This is a genomic window from Streptomyces sp. NPDC017993 (genome assembly GCF_044328065.1).
Taxonomy (GTDB): Bacteria; Actinomycetota; Actinomycetes; order Streptomycetales; family Streptomycetaceae; genus Streptomyces.
Map to the genome: position 1 here is coordinate 255,531 of NZ_JBIRGO010000006.1, position 24,498 is coordinate 280,028.

Below are 24,498 nucleotides of genomic sequence, written 5' to 3' on the forward strand. Positions count from 1 at the left end.
CCGGGCTCAGCCCTCCGGGCCGCTGTCGTCGGGGATCCTCCTCGGCGCCGGGGCCTGCACGCCTGCCTGCATCTCCGCTTGTTTCGGTGACGGCACCTGCGCCTGCTCCCTTGTGGCATCGTCCTGCTCCGGCAGAACGCATGACGGGACGTCACCCTGCCCGCACCGGGGCGCACGGAGGGTCCTTACCTGCGGGGACAGCAAGGCGGCAGCGGTGGCCAGCACCACGAGTGCGGCGCACCCGGCCAGGGCGTGTCCGAGGCCCACCTTCGTCGCGACGGGCCCGGCGACCAGCAGGGCGAGGGGTGCGAAGGCCAGAGAGCCGAAGGCGTCGTACGCGCTGACGCGGGACAGCGTCTCCTCGGGGACCTCGCGCTGGATGGTGGTGACCCAGAGCACGCCGAAGATGTCGGTGGCGATGCCGGCGCAGAACATGGCGAGGGCGATCAGCGGAACGGGGGCGCGGGCGGCGAGCAGCGCGATCGGCAGAGCGATCGGGAAGGTGGCCAGGACGGCGACCAGGACGGGCCGCCGGACTTTGACCTTGGCGGCCAGGCCGGCTCCCGCGATCGTCCCGAGCGCCTGGGCGGCGACGATCAGCGACCAGGCCCGCGCACCGCCCAACTCCCGCTCTGCCACCAGCGGCCCCAGAACTCCCACATTCGCATTGATCGCGGCCACCACGACCGAAAACTGCGCGACGACGACCCACAGCCACTGCCGGCCCGCGAACTCCCGCCATCCGTCCCGCAGATCCGCCCACCCGGAGGACGCCTCGCGGGTCCGCACGGTGATGCGCAGGCCGCGGATGAGGGCGGCGCTCACCAGGAAGGAGGCGGCGTTGAGGGCCAACGCCCATCCCGCCCCGACCCATACGACGCATACGCCGGACAGCGCGAGACCCAGCAACATCGAGCTGTTCACGCCCACCCTCAGCAGCCCGTTCGCCTGCTGGAGCCGTCCCGCGGGAACCAACAGCGGGAGGACGCCGTCCATGGCGGGCGTGAACATCGCGGTGGCGATATCGGCCGACACCGCCAGGGCACACATCGCTGTGAGCGGTGCGTGTCCGCTCAGCACCATCGCCGCGAGCCCCGCGTACGCGGCGGCACCGACCAGGTCCGCGGCAATCATCAACCGGGAGCGCGAGACGCGGTCCGCGATCACACCGCCGACAAGAATGAACAACAGCTGGGGCACCGCCTGGCACGCCAGCACCAGCGACAACTTGCCCGGCGTGGCGCCGGGTAGCGCCAGCACCGCGAAGGCCAGGGCGACCCGGGCGAAGCTGTTGCCGAGGACGGAGATGGTCCGCGCGGAGGCCAGCAGCGCGAACCTCCGATCGCGCCAGAGAGACGGGGGACACGGAAGCCTGAGAGACCGTCACGGCAGGCAGCTTAGGCACATGGAAGCGACTTGGGCCGGTCGTTCGGGCACCTGCGGACGGCGCCGAGCGGGCGGGCAGGAACCCCGGTAAGGGTGCGCACGCCCCAGAACAATTGACCATTCATGGGCCTGCGAGCGGGGTTGATTGAATGGGCAACTCCCGCGGTCCGTCACCCATTTCCGAGATCAAACAGTCGACTCTCCGAGAACATGCAGTCGACGGGAAATCCTTCTAGCGTTGTGGTATGAGCACTCAGGAGAAGACGCAGGATAAGTACTACACGGTAGCCGCAGGAGACACTCTCTCCTCCATCGCAGAGCGGTTCGGAATCACGGTGGCACAGCTTGCGGCCTGGAACCACCTCACCGACCAGGGTATGTGCACGATCGGGCAGCGGCTCATCGTCTCGAAATCGGAGCAGCCGGGACGCAGCGGCTATGTGACGTTCCCCGGGCCGGATTGGTTCACAAGCATGCCGAACAGCCCCATCATCCTGATGATGGCCTACCGGCTGATCGACGAGGGATGCTCCCACTACAGCGACCACGCCGAAGGCCCCTCACCCAGGTGGGACGAGCAGCACCGCCAGTCCTACGCCGCGTGGCAGCGAAAGCTGGGCTTCAAGGGAGCGGACGCGGACGGCATACCGGGACGCAAGTCCTGGGATCAGCTGCGCGTTCCGTATCCGGACGAGAGCGCCGGCTGAAGTCGGGCCAAATCAAGTTCACGAAATCGCAGCCTCAATTTACTTGCGTCACCGGTAATTTCGGAGTGCACCCCAACGAGAGAAGAGCGGGTCCCGTGAGACGACGCATAGGGATTTCCCTTCGCCGCATCCGGGCCTCTTGCCGTTCGAACAGCAACGACAGCTCGCCCTTCCTCATCCCGCTCCCCTGACAGCGGCACGCCTCCGGCACGCCCCAGGACACTCATCCTCCTTCGCGGCCGCCCAGGACGAGGATCTGGATGGCAAGTACCGCGGCGCCGCGGGCCCAGTCGTGAAAGTCGGAGACCTTGGTTTCGAGGTCGAGCGGGCGCGCGGCGGGATGGCGGTACGCGGCGAGGGTTGCGGAGACGGTGTCGGCGGCGGCGTCCATCAGACCTACACCCTCACCGGCGAGCAGGACCTTCTCCGGGAGCGCGAAGTTGGCGATGTTCGCGAGGAGGATGCCCAGCGCGCGGCCCGCCTCGGCGATGACGCGGGAGGCCAACGGCTCTCCGGAACGCGCGCGTTCGAGGATGGTCTCGTACGGGATCCGGGTGCCGGTGGCGGCGTGCACCTGGTATTCGATGCCCGGGATGGACAGCATCGACACCGCGCTGCCGCGCTGCCCTTCAGGGGTGAGGGGGCCGGCGGGATCGATGATCCAGTGCCTGCCGAGGCCGTACCCCTCGTCGGCGGAGCGGACCGGCGTGCCCCCGATGACCAGGCCGTATCCGATCCCGGCGCCGAGTGTGAGCACGGCGAAGCGGTCGAGGCCGCGGCCCGCGCCGAACCAGGTCTCCGCCTCGACCAGCGCGGCCACGTCGTTCTCGACGACGACGGGTAGCTTCGTACGCCGCTCCAGCAGTTCCGCGAAGGCCACCTCCCGCCAGCCGAGGAACGGGGACTCCGCGACGACGGAGCGGTCGCGCACGCGGCCGCCGACGCCCACGCCGATACCGGCCAACCGCGGGTGATCGCGGGCGAACTCGTCGACCAGGGAGCACGCGAGGGCCGCGACGGCCTCCGGGTCGAGGTCGGTGAGGGGACGCGTCTCGCGCCGGACCACGCGGCTCTTGAGGGTGGTCACCACTCCGTACAGCGCATCGCCGGTGATCTTCAGCCCGATGAAGTGCCAGGGGCCTTCGACGATGTCCAACGGCTGGCTCGGCCTGCCCTGCGTCGGGGGTGCGGCCTCGGCCGGCACTTCCACGAGCAGACCCGCGTCGATCAGGGGTTTGGCGAGCCGGGTGAGGCTGCCCCCGGACATGCCGAGCCGGCGGGCCACGGCGCTGCGCGAGAGGGGTCCGCCGGTCAGTACCTCGATGGCCACCGCGCGCTCCGCAGGGCTCAGGGGACGCCAGCTCGGGGTCGGGACGCTCATGACGAGGAGGGTAGCGCCCCACACCCAGAACTTCCATACGGAAGTAAATACCGGGAGACTCTAAAGAATATTGGTCGGTCACACCCCCTTGACCGCCCATTAACTTCGACGCAAAAGTAAGTGGCGCCCAGACGGACGAAGGGGCCCGCCCATGGCTATCTCCTCAGCACGACCGGCCGCACCCGCCGCGGCCACCGAACGCCGCGGCGACGGCCGCATCGCCGCACTCTTCCTCGCACCCGCACTGTTCGGCTATCTCGCCTTCCTGCTGTGGCCGACACTGCGCGGGATCTACCTGAGCTTCACGGGGTTCAGCCTGCTCGGCGCGGCCCGGTGGACCGGGCTCGACAACTACCGGCGCATGGTCGGCGACCCCGTCTTCTGGGACTCGCTGTGGGTCACCGTCCAGTACGTCGTCATCAACATCGGCGTACAGACGGCCGTGGCACTGCTGATCGCCGTGCTGATGCACCGCCTCACCCGCTCCACCTTCCTGCGCGGCGTGGTGCTCGCCCCGTACCTCGTGTCGAACGTCGTCGCCGGCATCGTCTGGCTGTGGATCCTCGACACCCAGCTCGGCATCGGCAACGAGGTGCTGGAGTGGCTGGGCGTCGGACGGATCCCGTTCCTCGCCGACGCGGACTGGGCGATCCCGACGATCGCGCTCATCAACGTGTGGCGGCACGTGGGCTACACCGCGCTGCTGATCTTCGCCGGTCTGCAGTCACTGCCGCAGTCGGTGTACGAGGCGGGACGGATGGACGGCGCGAGCGAAGGACGGCTGTTCCGGTCGGTGACCGTTCCGCTGCTGCGGCCCGTGCTGGCGCTCGTGCTGATCATCACCATGATCGGTTCGTTCCAGGTCTTCGACACGATCGCCGTCACCACCAGGGACGGCGGCCCGGCCGGCGCGACGAACGTGCTCCAGTTCTACATCTACGACCTGGCCTTCGGGCGGCTGCAGTTCGGCTACGCCTCCGCCCTCTCGGTCGCGCTGATGCTGCTGCTCGCCGTGATCACGCTGATCCAGTACCGGCTGATGCGTGCCGGCCGCTCCGACCTCGACTGAGCCTTCCGACTCCGATCAGGAAAGGGGAATCCCGATGGCGGCAACCGCGCCACCGGTCGCCAGGACCGCAGCGCACGGCTCCGTGCACAGCGGCGGCGACGAGCCACCCCTCCGCAGGCCCCGCAAGCGACTGCTTCCCTCCCCCGGGCGGATGCTCGCCTGGGTCGCGATGGGCGCGATCGTCGCCCTCACGCTCTTCCCCTTCTACTGGATGCTGCGCACGGCGCTGTCGACGAACTCCGCACTCGCCGGCGGTGCGGCGTCCGCGCTGCCCGTCGAGCCGAGTGCGGGCGGCTTCCTACGGGCGCTCGGACTGCAGAGCACCAAGGAGGCGCTGGCCGAGGGCGGTGCCGGCGGGTCACTCGACTTCTGGCGCTACCTCCTCAACTCGGTGTGCGTCTCCACGCTGATCACCGTGGGCCAGGTGCTGTTCTCCGCGATGGCCGCCTATGCGTTCGCGCGGCTGCGCTGGCGCGGCCGGGACAAGGTGTTCGGCTTCGTGCTCGCGGGACTGATGGTGCCGCCGGTGTTCACGCTGCTGCCGAACTTCGTCCTCATCAAGGAACTCGGTCTGGTGGACACGCTGGTCGGCGTCGCCCTGCCGACGATGTTCATGACGCCGTTCGCGGTGTTCTTCCTGCGGCAGTTCTTCCTCAACATCTCTCGTGAGGTGGAGGAGGCCGCGCTGCTCGACGGTGCCGGGAAGATACGGGTGTTCTTCCGGGTCATCCTGCCGATGGCATCCGGGCCGGTCGCGACGCTGTGCATCCTCACGTACCTCACCGCGTGGAACGACTACTTCTGGCCGCTGATGGTCTCCTACAGCGACAGCTCGCGGGTGCTCACCGTCGCACTCAGCGTCTTCCGTTCGCAGGACCCGCAGTCCGGCACCGACTGGGCGGGCCTGATGGCGGCCACGGTCATCGCCGCGCTGCCGATGATCCTGCTCTTCGGCGTGCTGGCGCGGCGTGTCCTCAACTCCATCGGCTTCAGCGGGATCAAGTGAACGGAGGTGCGGGTCGGATGAGACGAGCCGTACGGAAGGCGAGGACCGCCGGCGTACTGGGCGCGGCCTGTCTGCTGGCAGCGGCCGGCACCAGCTGCGCACCGCAGACGGCTCGGAGCGCGGCGGAGGGGCGCACCGTGACGTACTGGATGTGGGATGCCAATCAGCGGCCGGCGTATGAGGAGTGCGCGAAGTCGTTCGAGCGGGAGAACCCCGGGCTGGCGGTGCGGATCACCCAGATCGGCTTCGACAACTACTGGACGAAGCTGATGGCGAGCTTCCTCTCCGGCACACAGCCGGACGTCTTCACCAACCACCCGGCGAAGTACCCGCAGTTCGCGAAGCTGGGTGTGCTGAGCCCACTGGACGAACTCGGCCCCACCGAGCACATCCGCTCCGGCGACTACCAGCCGGGGCTGGCGGACAACTGGATCGGGCAGGACGGGCACCGGTACGGCGCGCCGAAGGACTGGGACACGGTCGGTCTCTTCTACGACCGCACGGTCACGCGGAAGGCCGGGATCGGCGACAAGGAGCTCAACTCGCTGTCGTGGAACCCGCGGGACGGCGGCAGCTTCGAGAAAGCCCTCGCGCGGCTGACCGTGGACGCCAACGGCCGGCGCGGCGACCAGCCCGGCTTCGACAAGAACCGGGTGGTGCGCTACGGACTGGCGACGAACGACGCGGGCACCGCGGACGGGCAGACCCAGTGGAGCGCGTTCACCGGCTCGGCCGGCTGGCAGTACACGAACCGCCCCACATGGGGAGAGCGCTACAACTATGACCGGAAGACCTTCCAGGAGACCATCGGCTGGTATTTCGGGCTTGCCAAAAAGGGCTACATGGCACCGTTCGAGGTCTTCTCCGACTCCAACCCGCCCGAGGCCCAACTCGGTTCGGGACAGGCGGCGCTGGCCCTGAGCGGCTCGTGGATGGCCCGTACGTTCGACGACCTCAAGGGCGTCGACACGGGCATCGCGCTCACTCCCGAAGGCCCGAGCGGCAAGCGTGCCTCGATGATGAGCGGGCTCGCCGATTCGGTGACGAAGAAGGCGCGGAACAAGCAGGACGCGGCGAAGTGGGTGGCCTACCTCGCCTCCGACAAGTGCCAGCAGAAGGTCGGCGAGGACGCGACCGTCTTCCCCGCAACCCGCAAGGGCACCGAAGCCGCCATCGCGGGTCACCGCAGGCGCGGACTCGACGTGTCCGCGTTCACCCGGCAGGTCGAGGACCGGACCACGTTCTCCTTCCCGGTCACCGATCACGCCTCCGACATCACCTCGATCATGACGCCGGTCATGCAGGACGTGTACGCCAACGACGCGCCGCTGAGCACCCTCACCGACGCCAATCGGCAGATCAACTTCCTTTTCCAGCAGGACAAGCAGCACGGCCGGTAGAGCACGCGCGCCCAGCAGGCGGGCGCGGCCGGCACGGCACTCGCTCACCCACCCAGAGAGGTTTTCCCATGTCCTTCTCCCTCGGCATCGTCGGCGCCGGGCAGTTCGCCGGGCAGTTCGCGAAGCTGTTCCAGCTGCACCCGGGCGTCGGTCCGATCCGCGTCACCGATCTGCTGCCCGAGCGCGCGGAACAACTGGTGGCGAGCCACGGTCTCGCGGGCACGGCGGGGTCCTTCGAGGAGCTGCTGGCGTCCGACGTCGACGCCGTGGCCCTGTTCACCCAGCGTTGGACGCACGGGCCGCTCGCCGTGCAGGCACTGCGGGCGGGCAAGCATGTGTACTCCGCGGTCCCGATGGCCGTCTCCGAGGCGGAGATCGCCGCGATCATCGAGGCGGTACGGGAGACCGGGCTGACGTACATGATGGGCGAGACCAGTCACTACCACCCGGCGACGGTCTACGCCCGGCAGCAGCTGGAGAACGGCGCGTTCGGCAGGGTCTTCTATGCCGAGGGCGACTACGTCCACGACATGGATCTGGGTTTCTACGAGGCGTATCAGTACAGCGGCGGCGAGAACTGGAAGGCCACCGCCAGCTACCCGCCGCTGCTCTACCCGACGCACTCCATCGGCGGGGTGCTCGGTGCGTGGCAGACGTACGCGACGAGCGTGAGCGCCATCGGCGTCGTGGACCAGCGTGGGGACGGGGTGTTCGACAGTGAGGTGAGCCAGTTCGGCAATAACCTGTCCAATGCCACCGCGCTGTTCGAGGTCGCGGGCGGCGGCTCGTTCCGTACGAACGAGTTCCGGCGCGTCGGCTACCCGTGCCACATCCGGGAGTCCCGGTTCCGCTTCTTCGGCACCGAGGGCAGCTTCGAGCAGCTGGCCACGGTCAGCCTGTGGCAGGACAAGAAGGGAGTGACGGACGTTTCGCAGCACCTCCAGGCCCAGCCCTCCCTGCCGGCCGACGACCCGTCACTCGCGGAGGTGGCGCCCGCCCTGCGGGACGCGTTCGTGTCGGGCACCGCACCGGTGCACGACGCCGGCCGGGCGCGGTTGCCGCGCGAGTTCGCGCACGCCCCGAACGGTCACGAGGGCAGCCACCACTTCCTCGTCGACGACTTCGTCACCGCCGTCAACGAGGGCGTCCTGCCGTCCGTGAACGCCTGGACTGCCGCGCGCTACACGCTCCCCGGAGTGATCGCGCACGAGTCCGCTCGACGCGACGGAGAGCGGCTGACCATCCCCGACTTCGGCAACCCGCCCCACTGAGCCCTTCGAGGCGGCCCGGCAAGTTCGCCTCCGCCTTCCCGGGCCGCGCCTCCGGCCCCGGCGAACGCGGCACCTCCTACGCGCGCGGCGCCTCCGGCAGGGTCCTCCCCGCCGGAGGCGCCGCCTCATTGTTCGTCCGACCCACACCTGAAACGGCAGCCATTCGCCTGGCCGCCGTTCCTGGGCGATGCTGAGGGCTGACCGAAGACGCCGTCCACCCCTTGCAGAGGGCGAAGGAGAACATGACGTGACCGAGCTGACCGATCGGACGCAAGCCCCGTTCCTGGCCGAAGCGTTCCTCCGCGACGGCCACTGGCACCTGCGGGTGACCAACTGCGCCGACGCACCCGAGGTCGCCGATCTCGAAGGGCTCACCGTCACGCTGGCGGCCACGGAGGAGGAGGAGGAGGAGGAGGAGGAAGGCTTCCCCGAGGCGTCACTCAACCGCCGACTGGCCGAGAACGGATTCACCCTCGCGCCGCCGGAGCACTCCGGCCCGGCAGTCGCGGGCACGTGGCAGCGCGTGGACGAAGAGCAGCCATGGACTGTCGGCTGTTATCCCCTTCCGGAGGGGACTGCCTGACTTCCGGCCGGATCGCACGGCGCGGCGACGTGCCCCGGGACCGTGTGCTCCTTCCCGGCCCCGGGGGACGCGCCGCGTCGCCCTGCTCCGCTCTTCGGCAGTCGTCTCTGGCGCACCTTGCTGACTTCGTCGGATACAGCACGGACCGTATCCGCACCACTTCCCAATGTCTACTGTCGCCACGACAGATTTGCTTCGCGTCGGAGGTGAGGTAATCTCCGTCCGTCCCTGGCGTGCGATCCTGCGCAGGCACCGCCTGCCCAACCACCGGAGCCAGGGGCACGCCAACTGGACAGTCGCATCGAAGGAAACGGGTCACGATGAGCAGCAGCGCCGTTCGCGGCAAGAACAACGTCGTGGAGATCGGGCCCGAGGACGGGCCCGTGGTGATGCTCGCGCACGGCTTCGGCTGCGATCAGAACATGTGGCGTCTGGTGGTCCCGGAGCTCGCCAAGCGGTTCCGGGTGGTCCTGTTCGATCACGTCGGCTCCGGCCACTCGGACCTTTCGGCCTGGCAGGAGGAACGCTACTCCTCCCTCGACGGATACGCGGACGATGTCCTGGAGATCTGCCGTGAGCTGGACCTGCGCGAAGTGATCCTCGTCGGGCACTCGGTGAGCGCCATGATCGGTGTGCTGGCCGCGAACCGTGAACCGGACCGGTTCGCCAAGCTGGTGCTGCTCACCCCCTCCCCCTGCTACATCGACGACGACGGATACCGCGGCGGCTTCAGCCGCGAGGACATCGACGAGCTGCTGGAATCCCTGGACAGCAACTACCTCGGCTGGTCTGCCGCGATGGCGCCGGTGATCATGGGCAACCCCGAGCGCCCCGAACTCGGGGCGGAGCTGACGAACAGCTTCTGCGCCACCGACCCCCGAATCGCCCGCGTCTTCGCCCACACCACGTTCCTGTCCGACAACCGGTCCGACCTGGCCAAGGTCACCGTCCCCACCCTGATCCTGGAGTGCGCGGACGATGCCATCGCTCCGCCAGAGGTCGGCGCGTACGTCCACGCGCAGATCCCCGGCAGCCACCTGCTCACCCTGGCTGCCACGGGGCACTGCCCGCAGCTCAGCGCACCGGAAGTCACCAGCGACGCCATCGCCTCCTTCGTCACGGCACCCCGGTGATGAGCCGCACCGGCCGGTCTTCCGATCCTCCCGAGGACAGCGCCGAGAAGGGCCGACGGGACGCGGCGTTCACCTCACTGCTGGAGGACAGCGCCGAGGACCTCTACGAGAACGCCCCCTGCGGCTACCTGTCCACGCTGTTGGACGGGAAGATAGCGAAGGTCAACACCACGCTGCTGAGCTTGCTCGGCTACACCCGCGAGGAGCTGATCGGCCGCCGGAACTTCACGGACCTGCTGACCGTCGGCGGCCGGCTCTACCACGAGACGCACTTCGCGCCCCTGCTGCGGATGCAGGGCGAGATCAACGGGATCGCCCTGGAACTCAAGGCCGCCGACGGCACCCGGCTGCCGGTACTGGTGTCCTCCACCCTCAAGACCAGCTCCGACGGCCGGCCCCTGCTGGTCCGCACCACGATCTCCGACGCCCGCGACCGCCGCGCCTACGAGACGGAACTCCTGCGCGCCCGGCAGGAATCCGACCGCGAGCGCGAACGCCTCCAGCGCGTGGTCGCGACGCTCCAGCGCAGCCTGCTGCCGCCGTCCCTGCCCCGAGTGCCCGGACTCCGGGCCTCCGCTCACTACCACACCGCCTCCCCCGATCACCTCGGCGGTGACTTCTACGACCTGTTCCCCCTGGGAGGGGGACGCTGGGGCTTCTTCCTCGGCGATGTGTGCGGCAAGGGTCCGGCCGCAGCGGCTGTCACCTCGCTGACCCGCTACACCCTGCGCGCCGCCGCGATTCACGACCACGACCCCGTGGCCGTGCTGAATACGCTGAACACGGCCCTGCACGAGAACTACGCCGGGGACGACCCGCGCTACTGCACCGTCATCTTCGGCGTGCTCGCCCCGCGCGGCGACAGCTTCACCGTGACCCTGGGCAGCGGTGGCCATCCGCCCCTGCTGCACCTGCGCGCCGACGGCACCGCCGACTACCTGCCCACCCCCGGCGGGGTGCTCGTGGGCGCCCTGCCGGAGGCCCACTTCACCACCGCCAGCACCGTGCTCTCCCCGGGCGACACCCTCCTGCTGTACACCGATGGACTCACCGAGGCCCGCGCCGGGGCAGGGGCGGCGCGCTTCGGGGACGAAGCGTTGCACGCCTTCGCGAACGAACTGGCCCCCGCCGGCGCCGAGGCGGCCACTACCGCCGTCGCCGCCCTGCTGGAGAGCTTCGGCGGCGGTCTGGACGACGACACCGCCGTCCTCGCGCTCGGTGTGCCCGCCGCGACGACCGAAGAGACGGAATGAGCGCACTGACCGTCACCACCCGCGAGACCGCCGCCGGCCTGGTGCTGGAGGTGGCCGGTGGACTGGACTACGACACCGCTCCCCATCTCCGCGGGGCCCTTCAGCACATCGCACTGTCCCCCGGACACCTGCTGGTGCTGGACCTGGCCGACTGCGCGTTCTGCGACTCCAGCGGCGTCAGCGCCTTCCTCGCGGCCCGCAACAGGGCCCTGGCCTGCGACGCCGGCATCGCCCTCGCCGGCGTCCCCACAGCTATCGCCCGCACGCTGCGCACCGTCGGCCTCGACCAGGTCTTCTCGTGCCACCACGACGCCCACGCAGCCGCCGCTGCCTGGGCGTCACAGTCCAAGGACCGCGAACCGGGCCCGGTCGGGGGCACCCTCGGCACGAGCGACACCCCCGCACCGGGAAAGCAGGTATCGGGGTCTCACTGAGCCCGTCAGCTCACTCGGTGGTGAGCATCGCGGAGCGCAGCCGATCAAGGCAGCGGGACAGCAGGCGGGAGACGTGCATCTGGGAGATGCCCATCGCCTTCCCGATCTCGGCCTGGGTCATCTCCCGGCCGAAGCGCAGTTCCAGGAGCTGCCGTTCACGGTCCTCCAGCCCGTCGAAGCAGGGCTTGAGCGCGTACAGGTCCTCGAAGAGGTCCAGGTCCTTGTCGCACTCCCCCATCAGGTCCGCGACGGGCGCCTCGTTGCCGCCCTCGTCGTCGATGGGTGTGTCGATGGAGGCGGCGTTGTAGCCGTTGGCGGCGATCTGCCCCTCGACGACCTCTTCTTCGGTGATCCCCAGGTGCTCGGCGAGTTCGGCGACCTTGGGCTCCCGGCCCAGGTCGTTGATCAGCCTCTCCGTCGCGCGGGCGAGGTCGACGCGCAGCTCCTGGAGCCGCCGGGGCACGCGGACGTCCCATGTCGTGTCGCGGAAGAACCGCTTCATCTCGCCGGTGATGTACGGGATGGCCAGGGTGGTGAACTCCACCTCGCGGGAGAGGTCGTAGCGGTCGATGGCCTTGATCAGACCGATCGTGCCGACCTGCATGAGGTCTTCCATCTCCTCGGCGCGGCTGCGGAAGCGCCGGGCGGCGAACCGCACCAGCGACAGGTTGATCTCGATGAGGGTGTTGCGCGCGTACTGGTACTCGTGTGTCCCCTCCTCCAGCGTCTCCAGCCGCTGGAAGAACAGCTGCGTCATGTCGCGGGCGTCGCTCGGTGCGACGCTCTGCGGATCCTCGACGACGGGGAGCGGAGCCGCCGCGGCGGGAGGTGCGGCGGGTGTGGCCTCCGTGCCCTGCACGATGTCAGCTGCCGTTGCGGTGGTCGCACCCATGTCCTTCTCCTCCTGTGCCGACGGAGCCCTTGCTGAAGGAGCGCCTGCCCCGCGACCTTCGTGGCATGCACACCAATGTGCGCGTCTTCGCAGGTCGAGGGCGTGGGGCCGAGCGGGCGCAGGGCCGGCCATCCGGCGGACGGTTGGTCCGCGGGTCCGTTACGGAACGACGGACTCGATGAGCTGCGCGAGCGCCTCGACAGCATCCTGCTCGTCGTCGCCGTTGGCGAGGATGACGATCTCCTTGCCGTGTTTCATCTCCAGCCGCTGTAGATGAAACAGGCTCTTCGCGCTGGCTTCCCTGCCGTCGACCACGAACGTGATGTCCGCGGAGTACGCCTTGGCCTCCTGCACGATCCGCGACGCGGGCCGCGCCGAAAGGCCATGGAGCGAGACCACGGTTGCGGTTGTCCGAGCCATGCGCTGTCTCCTCGATATCCGTACCGGCCCGGCTCGACAGGGGGCGGGGCCTGGTGGGGTGTTCTCACGTATGGGGGTCGACCGTGTCCGGATTCCCCAACGTACAGGGGAAATCTCCGGAATCTCCGGCAATGCGGGAGGTCGGCTCCCATGTTGGGACGGTGCTCCAGCTGGTGCCGGGCCGGTCCGTGATCGGGCTCCCCTCCCTCACCAGCCGCCACGCCCACCACAGGAGCATTGTGGGGCTCCTGCCGGGTTCATGGTGTGAAGTGCTCAGGCGTCGCCGGTGTGCTGCGCGGTCTCACTCTTCTCAGGCCGCCCCCCTACGCAGCACACCGGCGGCCTCGCCCGGCCCTCGGCGTCCCGTGAAGCTCTCAGCGCCTTCCTGTATGTGCGCGTACTTCGGCTCAACTTGCACCCAGCTGCTGCCGGCATGGCGCCCTCCTCGTCGCGGCAAGCGGACACTCGCCCTCGCGTGTGCCCACAGCCGGTCAGCCGACGCATCAGGCCCGGCCTCCGCTTCCTACGTCGCCGGCCAGCGGCTTCGAGGAGGTCCCAGCAACTCGGCAGTTATGCCGGATAACCGGATGCCTCAGCTCCGCAGGCCCCGAGTCCCCCAGCCCGTGAGCGCCAGTACCTCGCGTCCGATGTCGACGACGCCCCGCCCGTCGGTCCCCGTGTAGATCAGCCTGCGGCAGCCGAGCTGAGCGAAGTTCGCCCAGACCGCGGTCAGATTGCGCTCGGCGATCTGCGCACGGCGCGGATCGCCTTCCGGCGCGGGATGCACCTGGGCCATGAAGTCGCCCTCGATGACGACGTGTTGGACATCGACAGCACGCAACTGCGCCGAGACCTCCCACCCCACCGTCGTCTTGCCGACACCCGCACGCCCCGCGATGAGCAGGACCTCCGCACGCTCCATCGAGGCAGCGTGCCAGGTCATCCGCGCAGGACGCGGGCGGGTATTGGACTCGTCAGGGGCTCGGCCGAGGCACCTCGTGAGCGAGGGGAGCGGATCCCGCCCCCTCCCCTGACTACTACTCGCCGGTCGAACCGACCCCACCGGCTGCCCCGCTGGAGCTGGTCGCGTCGGTGCGGCAGGCGGGGTGGCCCCATCCGTCGGGATTCTTCGCGATCGATTCGCCGGCCGCATACGAGCGCCCGCAGCGGCAGCGGCCGGGGAACTTGGCCTTCAGGGTGCGTGTCGAGGCCGCGGACCGCGGCTTCGACGCGGCAGAGGTCTTCGCCGCCGCCCCGGTGGTCCGGCGCCGTGTGCCACCGGCTCGTACGACGTCAGGCGCCTGCGGAGGGGGCGGCGAGCCATACGCGCTTCCCGCGGCCTCTTGGGCGATCGCCGCCTGGCTGGCGGCACGGTCGGCGAAGTCGTTGAGGGGGTCGCCGTCCACCTGGTGCGCGGGGACATACCGGAACTCGACGGAGCGCCCGGCGAGCAGAGCGTCGATGCTCATGACCAGATCCTGATTGGCGACAGGCTTGCCCGCGGCCGTCTTCCAGCCCTTGCGCTTCCAACCGGGCAGCCAGGTCGTGACGGCCTTCATCGCATACTGGGAGTCCATCCGGATCTCCATCGGCACGTCCGGGTCGGAAGCCGAGAGCAGGCGCTCCAGCGCGGTGAGTTCCGCGACGTTGTTCGTCGCCGTACCCAGCGGGCCGGCTTCCCAGCGGGTGGGGGCCTCCGTGCTGTCGGCGATGACCCAGGCCCAGCCGGCGGGCCCAGGATTTCCCTTCGACGCCCCGTCACACGCGGCGATAACGCGTTCAACCATGCCTGCGATCATGCCAGGGCGCAGACCCGGCCGGCACCTCCCCTCCCCTCCCCCCGGTCCGGCCCGCGTTGTCAGTGCCGGGTGCCAGACTTTCGGGCATGGGCGACGAGGTGCAGCTGAGGGATGTCGAGCGGGCCGATCTGGAAACGTTCTTCGAGCAGGAGCACGATCCGGAGGCAGTGCGGCGATCGCTGTTCGCTCCCCGGGATCGCGAAGTGTTCATGAATCACTGGACGCGGAGAATTCTCGCGGACCCCACCGTCTTTGTGCGGACGGCGACGGTGAACGGCGAGCCGGCCGGCCATGTGGTGGCCTGGTGGGAGGAAGACCGGCGCTTCATCGGGTACTGGTTCGGCCGGCAGCACTGGGGGCGCGGCCTGGGCACTCGCATACTGACGCTCTTCCTGCAGCAGGAGCGAACCAGACCGCTGCACGCCGACCCCTTCGCCGGAAACACCGGCTCGGTGCGGCTGCTGGAGCGACTCGGCTTCCAGCGCTCCGAGTCGGTTCGGCACGGCGAGAACACACACATCTTGCTCATGCTCGGCGCGGACACCTGACCACGCGAGCGGGGAGGTCGAGGGCAGGGGCGCTCCCCGGGCGCCCGGTGACCGTCGGCATCAGCGCCTACCGCGATGTTTCAGCGCGCCCCGCCCGGAGAACGCGAGTCGACTCGCGGTTCTCCCCGGCGAGCGAGCCGGTGAGCCGCGTATGGACGATCATGTGAACGTCCCGATCGCGACGAAGAGGGACATACTGACGCCCTGAGGAGGGTTCTCCATGTCGAAGCCACCGCTTCCGGACGCAGCAGCCGCCATGCTGGCGAAGGCCAATCCGTCCGTCATCTCCACCCTGCGGTCGGATGGCCAGCCGGTGTCCACCGCCACCTGGTACCTCTGGGACGACGGCCGGATCCTGGTCAACATGGACGAGGGCCGCAAGCGCTTGGAGCATGTGCGAAACGACCCCCGGGTGACCCTCACCGTGCTCGACGAGGGCAACTGGTACACACACATCAGCATCATCGGCAGTGTCTCCGAGCTACGCGTGGACGAGGGTCTGGCCGACATCGACCGGCTGGCCCAGCACTATCTCGGCAAGCCGTATCCGCAGCGGGACCGCCGCCGTTTCAGTGCCTGGATCGAGATCGACCGCTGGCATGGCTGGGGCACCTTGAAGGACAACAGCCAGGCCGGCTGACGACGGGGGGCTGACCGCCGGCGGGGTGAGCCCAGGGGCCAAGTGCACCGCCTGGAGACGCCGAACGCGACCCGGGCAGGCCGCCCCGAGGGCGGACCATGCCGACGGGCGATGGGTGTGGGGCGTTCCGGCCTCGTTCACCTTCGGGTCACGCGCACCGAGCAAGCTTTCGGAGTGAGATATTCCGCTTGGTGACACCGCTGTGGCCGGGTCCGCCCGCCACGGCACGGAGGGCCGCATGGCCGGTAGTGAAACCACCACCAACCGTCGTCAATTCCTTCTCACCTCCGGCGCCGCCGTGGCCGCGACCGGCGCCGCGCTGGCACTCCCGGGTCAGCGCGGCAGCACGACAGCCCCGAGCGCCGGGCCCGCCAAGGCCCACTCCAGCCCCTCGCCGATACGGCCGAGCGTCCGGCGGGCAGCCCCGTACGGCGTCACGACGCTGGAGACCGCGGCACGGCTCACCGGCAGCGGCGGCTACCGTCGCCTCGACTCCGGCCCGGGATGGCCCATGGTCGTACGCTCCGAACTGGCCGCCGCCGGATCCGGCCGCCAGGACCGGCGGACGGCTTTGGCGTGCTTCGTGCAGTTCACGGACCTGCATGTGGCCGACGTACAGAGTCCCTTGCGCAGCGAGTTCTTGCGTGCGCGCAGCCCGGCGTCGTGGCGCGCGCACGAGGCATTGACCGTGGCCGGCGCGGTGTCCCTGGTGGAGCAGGTCAATGCGCTCGGCGGTGGACCGCACACCGACCGGCCGCCTGCCTTCGTCATGTCGACGGGCGACAACATCGACAACCACTCCATGGTGGAGCTGGAGTGGTTCCTCACGCTGATGAGCGGCGGCCGGATCACCCCCAACACCGGTGACCCGACGTCGTTCGAGGGCGTCCAGAATTCGGGCCTCCCGCTCTACTGGCATCCGGACGACACGCTGCACGACCAGGACAAGAAGCGCGGCCTGCCGCAGATACCCGGCTACCTCGAAGCCGCCATGCGGCCGGTGACCAGCCCCGGTCTGCGCGTCCCCTGGTACTCCACGCCCGGCAACCACGACGATCTGCCGGGCGGCTGCCTGGCCCCGGAGGACCCGGTCCTGCGGGACTACATCACGGGGGCCCGCAAGCTGTTCGCGGTACCTGATGCCGACGTGGCCGCCTTCGACAGAGCGGTGTACACGGGCGATGACCCCAAGAGCACCGTGCTCAAGGACATCCTGCTCCACAACGCCGCCCGCGCGCGGACCGTCACCGCGGATGAGCGGCGCCGCATGGTCACCCCGGACGAGTACCTGCGTGCGCATCTGGATCCGGCCGTCGCCGGGGCGGGGCCCGTCGGGCACGGCTATACCGAGGATCACTTGGACGGCGACCGGATGTACTACTCCTTCGCCGTCGCGGAGGGTGTCATCGGCATCAGCATCGACACCACCTACCGCAGCGGTCACTACGAAGGATCCCTGGGGACCGAGCAACTGCGCTGGCTGGAGCGGACGTTGAGTGCCCACAGCTCCCTCCACCACGACGCCGACGGCCGGCTCGTGCGCAATGCCGCGGCCGACGACGCGCACATCCTGATATTCAGCCACCACCACAGTCCGAGCATGACGCGGCGCCCTGACTCGGCACGCACCGAGGAGGAGCGCCACGACGGCGAGGAGGTCATCGCGCTGCTGAGCCGGTTCCCGAACGTCGTCGCGTGGATCAATGGCCACAGCCACGTCAACCGCATCACGCCGCACGGCCATCCGACCCCCGCCCGCTCCTTCTGGGAGGTCAACACCGCCTCCCACCTGGACTATCCGCAGCACGCGCGACTCATCGAGCTGGTCGACAATCACGACGGGACGCTGTCCCTGTTCACCACTCTCATCGAGTCCGCCGCCCCGCACCGCACCCACTTCGACGACCTCTCGGCCGTCGGCCTCGCGTCCCTCTACCGCGAGGTCGCCTACAACGCGCCCGGCCTGGCCGCCGGGATGTCCGCCGGCGTCAATCACGTACGGGTGGGCGCCGCGGCGGACCGCAACGCCGAACTCCTCATCCGCCGGGCCTGACACACGCCCACCGGGTCGACAGAAGCGCGGCTCTGCCCCCTCCGGCCACGGCCGTACGGACGACGCGCAGCCGTCGGTTCCACTTTCAGCCCGTTCCACCTTCCACCGCGGTGTACCGTCTCGGCCGAGACCGGCCGCAAGCAACGAGGACCTCGGTCGGTGAGCCCCCATCCGTCCCTGATGACTCAGCCGAGGACCGCGATGCGAAAAATCATCTACATGACGTCGGTCTCCCTCGATGGCTTCTTCGAGGGGCCGAACCGCGAGATCGACTGGCACCAGGTCGATGACGAGCTGCACCGTCACTTCAACGAACAGCTCAGGACCATGGGCGCCTTCCTCAGCGGACGCGTCACGTATGAGCTGATGGCGGAGTTCTGGCCGACCGCCGACAGCGATCCCGCGAGCACCCCGCCCATGGTGGACTTCGCCGGCATCTGGCGGGACATGCCCAAGGTGGTGTACTCGCGGTCCCTGGAGCGGGCCGACTGGAACACCACGATCGTGCGGGACGTCGTCGTCGAAGATGTCCTGGAACTCAAGGCGCAACCGGGTGGGGACCTGGTGCTGGGCGGCGCCGATCTCGCCTCGGCCTTCATGCGGCACGATCTGATCGACGAGTACCGCCTCTACATCCATCCCGTCCTGATCGGACGGGGCAGGCCGCCGTTCCGGGAGTCGGACGCCATGCTCCCTCTCCAGCTCACCGAAACCAGGTCCTTCGGCAACGGCGTCGTCCTCCTCCGCTACCAGCGCCCGAAGGCCACCTCGGCTTGATTCACGGAGCGCCCCGAACGGCCTGAACGGGGCGGGGGTCTCACCCGATCGACGGACCCGCGGCTTCCTCCTTCCGCGTGCCCGTCTCCTTGACGGTGGGCACAGCGAGTGGGGGCCACGTCGAGGAGTGCGACCATCTGTCGGAGCGTGATTCCGCACCGTCGCAGGAGGCAACACATGTCCCGTCCGGTCACCATCGTCACCGGTGGCAGCCGAGGTATCGGCGCGGCATCGTGCCTTCGCCTGGCGGCCGACGGGCACGATCTGGCGCTGGGATACGTCAGCAACGCAGCAGCCGCCGAGGAGGTCGCGGCCGTTGTGCGTGCAGCGGGGGCGCGCTGCGTCACGGTGCGGGCGGACACGTCCGACGAGGGGGACGTGGAGCGGCTTTTCGATACCGCGGCGGCAGAACTCGGGCAGGTCACCGGACTGGTCAACAACGCCGGAGTGACCGGCCCGCTGGGCAGACTCGCCGACGCCCGGACCGAGGACCTGCGGCACGTGGTGGAGGTGAACCTCCTCGGCTACCTGATGTGCTGTCGGCGAGCCGCACGGGACATGGCGGCACTCGGGTCCGGCGCCATCGTCAACATCTCCTCCGCGGCCGCCACTCTCGGCAGCCCCGGCGATTACGTCCACTACGCCGCCACCAAGGCGGCCACGGACGCCCTGACCGTCGGCCTCGCCAAAGAGCTCGGCCCGGAGGGCATTCGGGTCAACGCCGTTGCCCCGGGCCTCATCGAGACCGATATGCATGCCGCGATGGGCGTTCCTGACCGGCCGACTAGAGCGGCCGGTCAGATCCCGCTGCGGCGGCCCGGTGCGCCGGCCGAGGTCGCCGCAGCCGTCGCCTGGCTGCTCTCACCGGACGCCTCTTACACCACCGGTACGGTCCTACGGGTCGCCGGCGGCCGGTGAGCCTGCGCAGCTGGGCCGGGCTCTTCAGCCGCCCGGCGCCCGGAGATGCGCGTCGGTCGTGCCGCCGGGGCAGGCGAACCCGGCGATGTCCCAGCCGGCACATACGGCTCCGGCCTGGTACGCGCTCTCGTAGAAGGCCAGGACCGCGGCGCGTGGATCGCTCTCGGCACGTGCGGAGTCGTACGGCAACACCGCGAGGTGGCTGTCGTTGCGCGCGACCCATTGCGCCGATGCGGGGCTGAGTGGCTGTTCGGCCAGGCCCGCGGGTTCCGGGGCGGTGTACGAATAGAAGGCCGGCGCGCTGAACGTGTTGTCACCGAACCAGAAACCAAAGCTGATCAGCTCCCGGGAGTAGGCTTCCCGTGTCACCGGATCGACCTGCGCCGGCTGCTCGATCCGACGGCCGGAGAACCGGCTGTGGGCGATGTCGAAGGTATGCCAGAAGTGGTGCACCGGACTGGTTTTTCCTGAGAAGCCGGCGGCGAATTCCTCCAGCACCAAAGCCACTTGACTGAGAACCCACCAATAGCGGCGCGCATGGGCGGGATCGTACGTCGCGTGCTCGTGGTCCTCGGCGAACGGCCGGCTGCCGTCGGGCAGATCGAACGGTCGGGGAATGGCGATATCCACCTCAACACCCAGGGCCGCCAGTGCGTTCAGCGTCTTGGCCTCGAACGACGCCACCGACTCTCCCAACAGCGGAAAGGAGACCGCCCTGCCGTCCAGTGTCGTGACGGCCAGTTTGTGGTCGACGAAGTCGAAGTCGATCGTGAAGGCCGGATTGCCGTCGACCTGGCCCATCGGGCGTGTGGTGATGCCCCGGCCGGTGAGATGAAACGGCACGTTCCACCAGTGGTTGCGCCGGGGGCTCGCGGCGAGCCGGATCTTGCCGACGATTTGTGCGAACCGGTGCAGCGTTTCTTTGGTGTCCTGCCACTCCGCGAGGGGTATGGGCGGGAACAGCTCCATTGCATTCCCCTTCCAGCTTCGCGTTTGTTCCCGGGCCGGTCTGTTCCACGGGGCTTTCAATAGAGAATGGAGGGCAGGTACGCCCCGGCGGGTTCGTTGTAGAGCCCGATGGTCATCACGCTCATGAGCTGTAGCACCTTGAGGCCGCTGCGGAGGCACCACTGGAGCAGGGCGCTGTCGCTCGCGGGGACGAGGATGCCGGGGCCCCCGAAGGCAGGCGCCGCAGCGATGAGCGCTCTGACGTCCTCGGTGGTCTCGCCGACCGTGTGGCCGAAATACGCCATCTCGGTGGTGTAGCCGGTGATGCGGCCGTCGTGCTCGGTGACACGGGCCGTACCTGCCTTGACGGCGTCGGCGAGCTCTCCGCCGCGATCGACGCCGTGGACACTCCGGCAGACCTCATTGCAGGCGGCCAGATCCGCGGCCTGCGCAGGCCGCGTCGCGTACCCCGGGACCGTCCCTCCGATCGGTGGCCCCTGCAGGCAGGCGGCGGTCTCCCGGAACTCGAACCCGAGATCGGCGTAGAGCGCGAACGACCGCGTGTGGTAGCCGCTCTGCAGCAGCCGGATGCCGGGGGCTTGCCGCTCCGCGGCCCGTTCCATGACGTCCTGCATGAGCATGCGCCCGATTCCGGCGTTCTGAACAGCCGGATCCACGGTGATCGGCCCGACACCGGCGATGGGAGACCGCTCATCGAGGAAATTGGTGCCAACTATCCGGCCATCGAGCTCCGCTACGACGTCGTAGAAGTCGGGATGCCGCAAGAGCGTCTCGAACAGTCCCGCACCGACCTCAGCTGCCGGAATGTCCGCGGGGAAGCCGTGAGCGGCAGCGATCCCGGAGAACGCTTCGAAGCAGATCCTGCCGCCTTCCGCGGCGTCCTCAGGCCTTCCCCGGCGCAGTACGACCTTCATCGGTGCCCCTTCCCGGCGGACGTCGACCTTCGGCCCATTTCGCCACCGGCTCTCCCTCCATCGAACGCGCCCGCCACGCCCCCGGCAACCGGGCCATGGAGCCAGGCGATCCGTGGCACTCCCCGATGAGGCGGACGGACCGCTCACCGTGCCGCCGCCTCTCGCCCGCTGCCCGCTCACCGCCACTCGCGAGGGCACGCCCAAGAGGCGAGGTCCGATATGCCGTATATCTGAGATGCTGGAAGCGCGGCCACTCCTTCGCCGAGACAGGAGTAAGGGAGGACGGCATGGCCTCTCGCAAGGACGACGGGAACCGGCTCTCGGGCTCGGCGAGCGGCTTCGTCGACGCGCCGGCCGACGACGTATTCGCGCTGGTCACCGATATCGAGCGGCTTCCGGAGTGGAACGCCGCCGTCGCGCGTGTGAGCGAACGGCCGGCGAGACTCGAGCCGCCCGCCGAGTGGGTCGTCACGATGAAGCCGGTCGGCTGGCCTGCCTGGCCGAGTCGGTCCTGGGTGGAGGAATTCGATCCGCGACGGCGCATCTTCCGGCACGGCTCGCAGTCCGATGACGGCAATCCCTCGTACGCCGAGTGGCAATGGCAGGTGGACGAGGAAGCAGGCGGCTCGCGCGTCACCATCAGCTGGGAACTCCACCCCCGGACCTTCTGGCGGAAACTGCTCGCGGCCCCCCTCCGGCAGCGACGGCTCTCACGCGCCGAGGTGCCGAACTCCCTCGCCGCGCTGGCACAGCACTTCGCTTCACGGTGACGCCAGGGGCCGCCTGGACGTTCCCATTGGCATGCTCAGATCAATAGATGACGGCGACGTCGCGGCCGGTGAGAGAGCCTGCCGCTCACAGACACAAGAGCCGGTCCCCTTCCACTTCTGGAGGCAACCGCGATACCCCTTCTTCAGGGCCGTCCGAGCCTTCACGGCCCTACGGGTTCTCCGGGTTCCGCGAGCCCTGTGAGATGCACCGGTACCTGCCACACGAGAAGTGAGTAGCCCCTTGAACAACGCCCGCACCCCTCGCCCCGCTTCGGCCGACGGAGCCGTCGAAGACGGCTGGTTCGTGGACGATCGCTGCACGAACTGCGACGTCGCCAGGCAACTGGCACCGGACCTGATCGTCGAAGTCGACGGACGATCCGAAGTGCTCCGCCAACCACGCGGCGACGCGGAGACCCGCCGGTTGAACGCCGCCGCGTTCGCCTGCCCCACCCGATCCATCCGCCACAGCGCTGAACGGCTCAATCCGGCCGCGGACCCCTACCCCCTCCCCCTCGACGACAACGTCTCCCTCTGCGGGCACAACTCACCACACACCGCGGGTGCCAACTCCTACCTCCTGCGGCGACCCTCAGGCACCGTGATGATGGTCGACACGCCCCGCTGGAGCCGCGCGCTGGCCGCCCGGTACGAAGCGCTCGGCCCCGTCACCGATGTTCTGCTCACCCACCGCGACCACGCCGCGCACGGCCGCCAGTACGCGGACCACTTCGGCGCCCGGTTATGGATCCACGAGGGCGACCTCGACGCCAGGCCCGACGCCGACCACGTACTGCGCGGCACCCGGGCGGTCGACATCGACGAGGGAGTGCGCGCCTACCCGCTGCCAGGTCACACCCAGGGAAGCGTGCTCTACGTCGCGGACGAGCGGTACTGCTTCAGCGGCGACAGCTTCTACTGGTCGCGTACGACGGGCGATATCGAGGTGGCGGAGCACGTGACCTGGTACTCCATCCGGGAGTTGGCGGCTTCGCTGGCACGCACCGCCGGCCTGCTCCGCTTCGAGTGGCTGCTGCCGGGGCACGGCGACCGCAAGCGCCTCCCCCTCGAAGAAACGGCGGAGAGGATGCGGCAGTTGACGGCTCGCACACGCGAACTGGAGCCTCGGCCCATCGACTTCACCGCGACGCGCTGGTGAGACGCACGAGGTTCGACCGGCGCACGGAAAGGCCGAGCCCGCACGGTTTGTAGCCCGGGGGTCTTGGGGTACCCGCTGCTCACGTGCGGAGATCCGCACGCGTGAGGACCCGCTTTGTGCGGCAGTCACCCCGAAGGAGGCGCGCAGTAATGAGCAAGGTGAAGGAGTCGGTGGAGGTCGAGGTCCCCGTTCACACCGCCTACAACCAGTGGACGCAGTTCGAGGAGTTCCCGAACTTCATGGAGGGCGTCGAGCGCATCACGCAGATCGATGACCGCCACAATCACTGGCGCACCAAGATCGGTGGTGTCCGGCGCGAGTTCGACACGGAGATCGTCGACCAGCTTCCGGACGAGCGGATCGCCTGGCGCAGTACGAGCGGTGACACCAAGCAGAAGGGTGTCGTCAGCTTCCGGCGCGTGGATGAGAAGCACACCCGGGTGGAACTCGTGATGGACGTGGAGCCCAGTGGGGCCGCGGAGATGACCGCTGACGCGACGGGCCTGATCGACCGGCGGGTCAAGGGCGACATGCGCCGCTTCAAGGACTACATCGAGCGCCGCGGCAGCGAAACCGGAGCCTGGCGCGGTCGCATCACGCCTGGATGACCCGTGCCGGCTGTCGGCCCGCCGGGAGTGAGCGGCGGCCCGTTCGACAGCTGGGCGGCAGCCGAGAGATATACCGATGGCCCAGTCCGGCCTCGAGCCGGGCTGGGCCATCGGTATGCGCGAGGTGTTCAGCCGGAGTAGCGGAACGACGGAACGGCGCGAAGGCGTCCACACACTGCAGTCCCCGGCGCCCACAGGGGCACCATCTGTCTCAGTCGTCGCTGAGGCTCCGATGCGCGGGGCTTCCGGGGGCCTAACCAGAGCCGTCCAAGGGTCTCTTGCCAACAGACGTCTCTGTCGACGGTGGGGCTCTTCGGTTTCCTGGCGTACTGACCATTTTCCTCCCGATTTGCCACCAGTCAAGGCTGCAGCGGCGAAATCTCGGGCGGGCGGGACCCCGGAGCCGAA

At 69.0% G+C, this 24,498-nt stretch carries 23 protein-coding genes and 2 pseudogenes; 17 read left to right on the forward strand and 8 right to left on the reverse strand.

Annotated elements, in window-relative coordinates:
- Positions 1 to 6: 6 nt before the first annotated feature.
- A pseudogene (locus tag ACH4FH_RS13130) lies at positions 7 to 1,335 on the reverse strand (MFS transporter); the annotation flags it as partial.
- 296 nt (positions 1,336 to 1,631) lie between these two features.
- Between ACH4FH_RS13130 and ACH4FH_RS13135 the strand changes: the two are divergent.
- Positions 1,632 to 2,093: a peptidoglycan-binding protein gene (locus ACH4FH_RS13135; protein ID WP_398555877.1), complete on the forward strand. Its 462-nt coding sequence runs from the start codon at positions 1,632 to 1,634 to the stop codon at positions 2,091 to 2,093.
- Positions 2,094 to 2,316: 223 nt separating this feature from the next.
- Here ACH4FH_RS13135 and ACH4FH_RS13140 read toward each other — a convergent pair whose 3' ends face one another.
- Positions 2,317 to 3,474, reverse strand: a complete 1,158-nt coding sequence (locus ACH4FH_RS13140) for an ROK family protein (protein ID WP_398555878.1) — start codon at positions 3,472 to 3,474, stop codon at positions 2,317 to 2,319.
- A gap of 151 nt (positions 3,475 to 3,625) precedes the next feature.
- Between ACH4FH_RS13140 and ACH4FH_RS13145 the strand changes: the two genes are divergently transcribed.
- From ACH4FH_RS13145 to ACH4FH_RS13180, 8 genes are all read left to right on the forward strand, one after another.
- Positions 3,626 to 4,543, forward strand: coding sequence for a carbohydrate ABC transporter permease (locus ACH4FH_RS13145; protein WP_398555879.1), 918 nt, complete (start codon positions 3,626 to 3,628; stop codon positions 4,541 to 4,543).
- 34 nt (positions 4,544 to 4,577) lie between these two features.
- On the forward strand, positions 4,578 to 5,549 hold the full coding sequence (locus tag ACH4FH_RS13150) for a carbohydrate ABC transporter permease (protein WP_398555880.1): 972 nt from the start codon (positions 4,578 to 4,580) through the stop codon (positions 5,547 to 5,549).
- A 17-nt stretch (positions 5,550 to 5,566) separates the two neighbouring features.
- A complete protein-coding gene (locus tag ACH4FH_RS13155; protein ID WP_398555881.1) occupies positions 5,567 to 6,949 on the forward strand; it encodes an ABC transporter substrate-binding protein in 1,383 nt (460 codons plus the stop codon).
- A 68-nt stretch (positions 6,950 to 7,017) separates the two neighbouring features.
- Complete coding sequence (locus ACH4FH_RS13160) at positions 7,018 to 8,220, forward strand: Gfo/Idh/MocA family protein (protein ID WP_398555882.1); 1,203 nt, start codon at positions 7,018 to 7,020, stop codon at positions 8,218 to 8,220.
- A 247-nt stretch (positions 8,221 to 8,467) separates the two neighbouring features.
- Positions 8,468 to 8,803 (forward strand): hypothetical protein, encoded by a 336-nt coding sequence (locus ACH4FH_RS13165; RefSeq protein WP_398555883.1) that lies wholly within the window; start codon positions 8,468 to 8,470, stop codon positions 8,801 to 8,803.
- Between the two features lie 320 nt (positions 8,804 to 9,123).
- The gene (locus ACH4FH_RS13170; RefSeq protein ID WP_398555884.1) at positions 9,124 to 9,936 is read left to right on the forward strand and encodes an alpha/beta fold hydrolase; all 813 of its coding nucleotides are present in this window, start codon (positions 9,124 to 9,126) and stop codon (positions 9,934 to 9,936) included.
- Positions 9,936 to 11,189: a PP2C family protein-serine/threonine phosphatase gene (locus ACH4FH_RS13175; RefSeq protein ID WP_398555885.1), complete on the forward strand. Its 1,254-nt coding sequence runs from the start codon at positions 9,936 to 9,938 to the stop codon at positions 11,187 to 11,189. Before ACH4FH_RS13170 ends, ACH4FH_RS13175 begins: the two co-directional genes overlap by 1 nt.
- Positions 11,186 to 11,623, forward strand: coding sequence for an STAS domain-containing protein (locus tag ACH4FH_RS13180; RefSeq protein WP_398555886.1), 438 nt, complete (start codon positions 11,186 to 11,188; stop codon positions 11,621 to 11,623). The genes ACH4FH_RS13175 and ACH4FH_RS13180 overlap by 4 nt, the downstream gene beginning before the upstream one ends.
- 10 nt (positions 11,624 to 11,633) lie before the next feature.
- Here ACH4FH_RS13180 and ACH4FH_RS13185 read toward each other — a convergent pair whose 3' ends face one another.
- From ACH4FH_RS13185 to ACH4FH_RS13200, 4 genes and pseudogenes are all read right to left on the reverse strand, one after another.
- On the reverse strand, positions 11,634 to 12,515 hold the full coding sequence (locus ACH4FH_RS13185; RefSeq protein WP_398555887.1) for a SigB/SigF/SigG family RNA polymerase sigma factor: 882 nt from the start codon (positions 12,513 to 12,515) through the stop codon (positions 11,634 to 11,636).
- Positions 12,516 to 12,674: 159 nt separating this feature from the next.
- The gene (locus tag ACH4FH_RS13190) at positions 12,675 to 12,935 is read right to left on the reverse strand and encodes an HPr family phosphocarrier protein (RefSeq protein WP_398555888.1); all 261 of its coding nucleotides are present in this window, start codon (positions 12,933 to 12,935) and stop codon (positions 12,675 to 12,677) included.
- A gap of 670 nt (positions 12,936 to 13,605) precedes the next feature.
- Positions 13,606 to 13,857 (reverse strand): annotated as a pseudogene (locus ACH4FH_RS13195) (hypothetical protein); the annotation flags it as partial.
- A gap of 115 nt (positions 13,858 to 13,972) precedes the next feature.
- Complete coding sequence (locus tag ACH4FH_RS13200) at positions 13,973 to 14,734, reverse strand: ribonuclease H (protein WP_398555889.1); 762 nt, start codon at positions 14,732 to 14,734, stop codon at positions 13,973 to 13,975.
- A gap of 86 nt (positions 14,735 to 14,820) precedes the next feature.
- Between ACH4FH_RS13200 and ACH4FH_RS13205 the strand changes: the two genes are divergently transcribed.
- The 5 genes from ACH4FH_RS13205 (at position 14,821) to ACH4FH_RS13225 (ending at position 19,670) form a co-directional block, all read left to right on the forward strand.
- Entirely contained in the window at positions 14,821 to 15,282 is a 462-nt protein-coding gene (locus ACH4FH_RS13205) for a GNAT family N-acetyltransferase (protein ID WP_398555890.1), read from the forward strand.
- Positions 15,283 to 15,502: 220 nt separating this feature from the next.
- A complete protein-coding gene (locus ACH4FH_RS13210) occupies positions 15,503 to 15,922 on the forward strand; it encodes a PPOX class F420-dependent oxidoreductase (RefSeq protein ID WP_398555891.1) in 420 nt (139 codons plus the stop codon).
- 238 nt (positions 15,923 to 16,160) lie between these two features.
- Positions 16,161 to 17,975, forward strand: coding sequence for a TIGR03767 family metallophosphoesterase (locus ACH4FH_RS13215; RefSeq protein WP_398555892.1), 1,815 nt, complete (start codon positions 16,161 to 16,163; stop codon positions 17,973 to 17,975).
- 201 nt (positions 17,976 to 18,176) lie between these two features.
- Positions 18,177 to 18,752, forward strand: a complete 576-nt coding sequence (locus ACH4FH_RS13220; RefSeq protein ID WP_398555893.1) for a dihydrofolate reductase family protein — start codon at positions 18,177 to 18,179, stop codon at positions 18,750 to 18,752.
- Positions 18,753 to 18,929: 177 nt separating this feature from the next.
- Entirely contained in the window at positions 18,930 to 19,670 is a 741-nt protein-coding gene (locus ACH4FH_RS13225) for an SDR family oxidoreductase (RefSeq protein WP_398555894.1), read from the forward strand.
- A gap of 24 nt (positions 19,671 to 19,694) precedes the next feature.
- On the opposite strand, the gene ACH4FH_RS13230 is transcribed toward ACH4FH_RS13225, so the two are convergent.
- Positions 19,695 to 20,639 (reverse strand): DUF5996 family protein, encoded by a 945-nt coding sequence (locus ACH4FH_RS13230; protein ID WP_398555895.1) that lies wholly within the window; start codon positions 20,637 to 20,639, stop codon positions 19,695 to 19,697.
- A 56-nt stretch (positions 20,640 to 20,695) separates the two neighbouring features.
- The gene (locus tag ACH4FH_RS13235; protein ID WP_398555896.1) at positions 20,696 to 21,553 is read right to left on the reverse strand and encodes a GNAT family N-acetyltransferase; all 858 of its coding nucleotides are present in this window, start codon (positions 21,551 to 21,553) and stop codon (positions 20,696 to 20,698) included.
- A 287-nt stretch (positions 21,554 to 21,840) separates the two neighbouring features.
- Between ACH4FH_RS13235 and ACH4FH_RS13240 the strand changes: the two genes are divergently transcribed.
- From ACH4FH_RS13240 to ACH4FH_RS13250, 3 genes are all read left to right on the forward strand, one after another.
- Positions 21,841 to 22,323, forward strand: coding sequence for an SRPBCC family protein (locus ACH4FH_RS13240; protein WP_398555897.1), 483 nt, complete (start codon positions 21,841 to 21,843; stop codon positions 22,321 to 22,323).
- A 241-nt stretch (positions 22,324 to 22,564) separates the two neighbouring features.
- Positions 22,565 to 23,482 carry an MBL fold metallo-hydrolase gene (locus tag ACH4FH_RS13245; RefSeq protein ID WP_398555898.1) on the forward strand — a complete coding sequence of 306 codons (918 nt, stop codon included), beginning with the start codon at positions 22,565 to 22,567 and terminating at the stop codon, positions 23,480 to 23,482.
- A gap of 149 nt (positions 23,483 to 23,631) precedes the next feature.
- On the forward strand, positions 23,632 to 24,090 hold the full coding sequence (locus ACH4FH_RS13250) for an SRPBCC family protein (RefSeq protein WP_398555899.1): 459 nt from the start codon (positions 23,632 to 23,634) through the stop codon (positions 24,088 to 24,090).
- Positions 24,091 to 24,498: the final 408 nt, after the last annotated feature.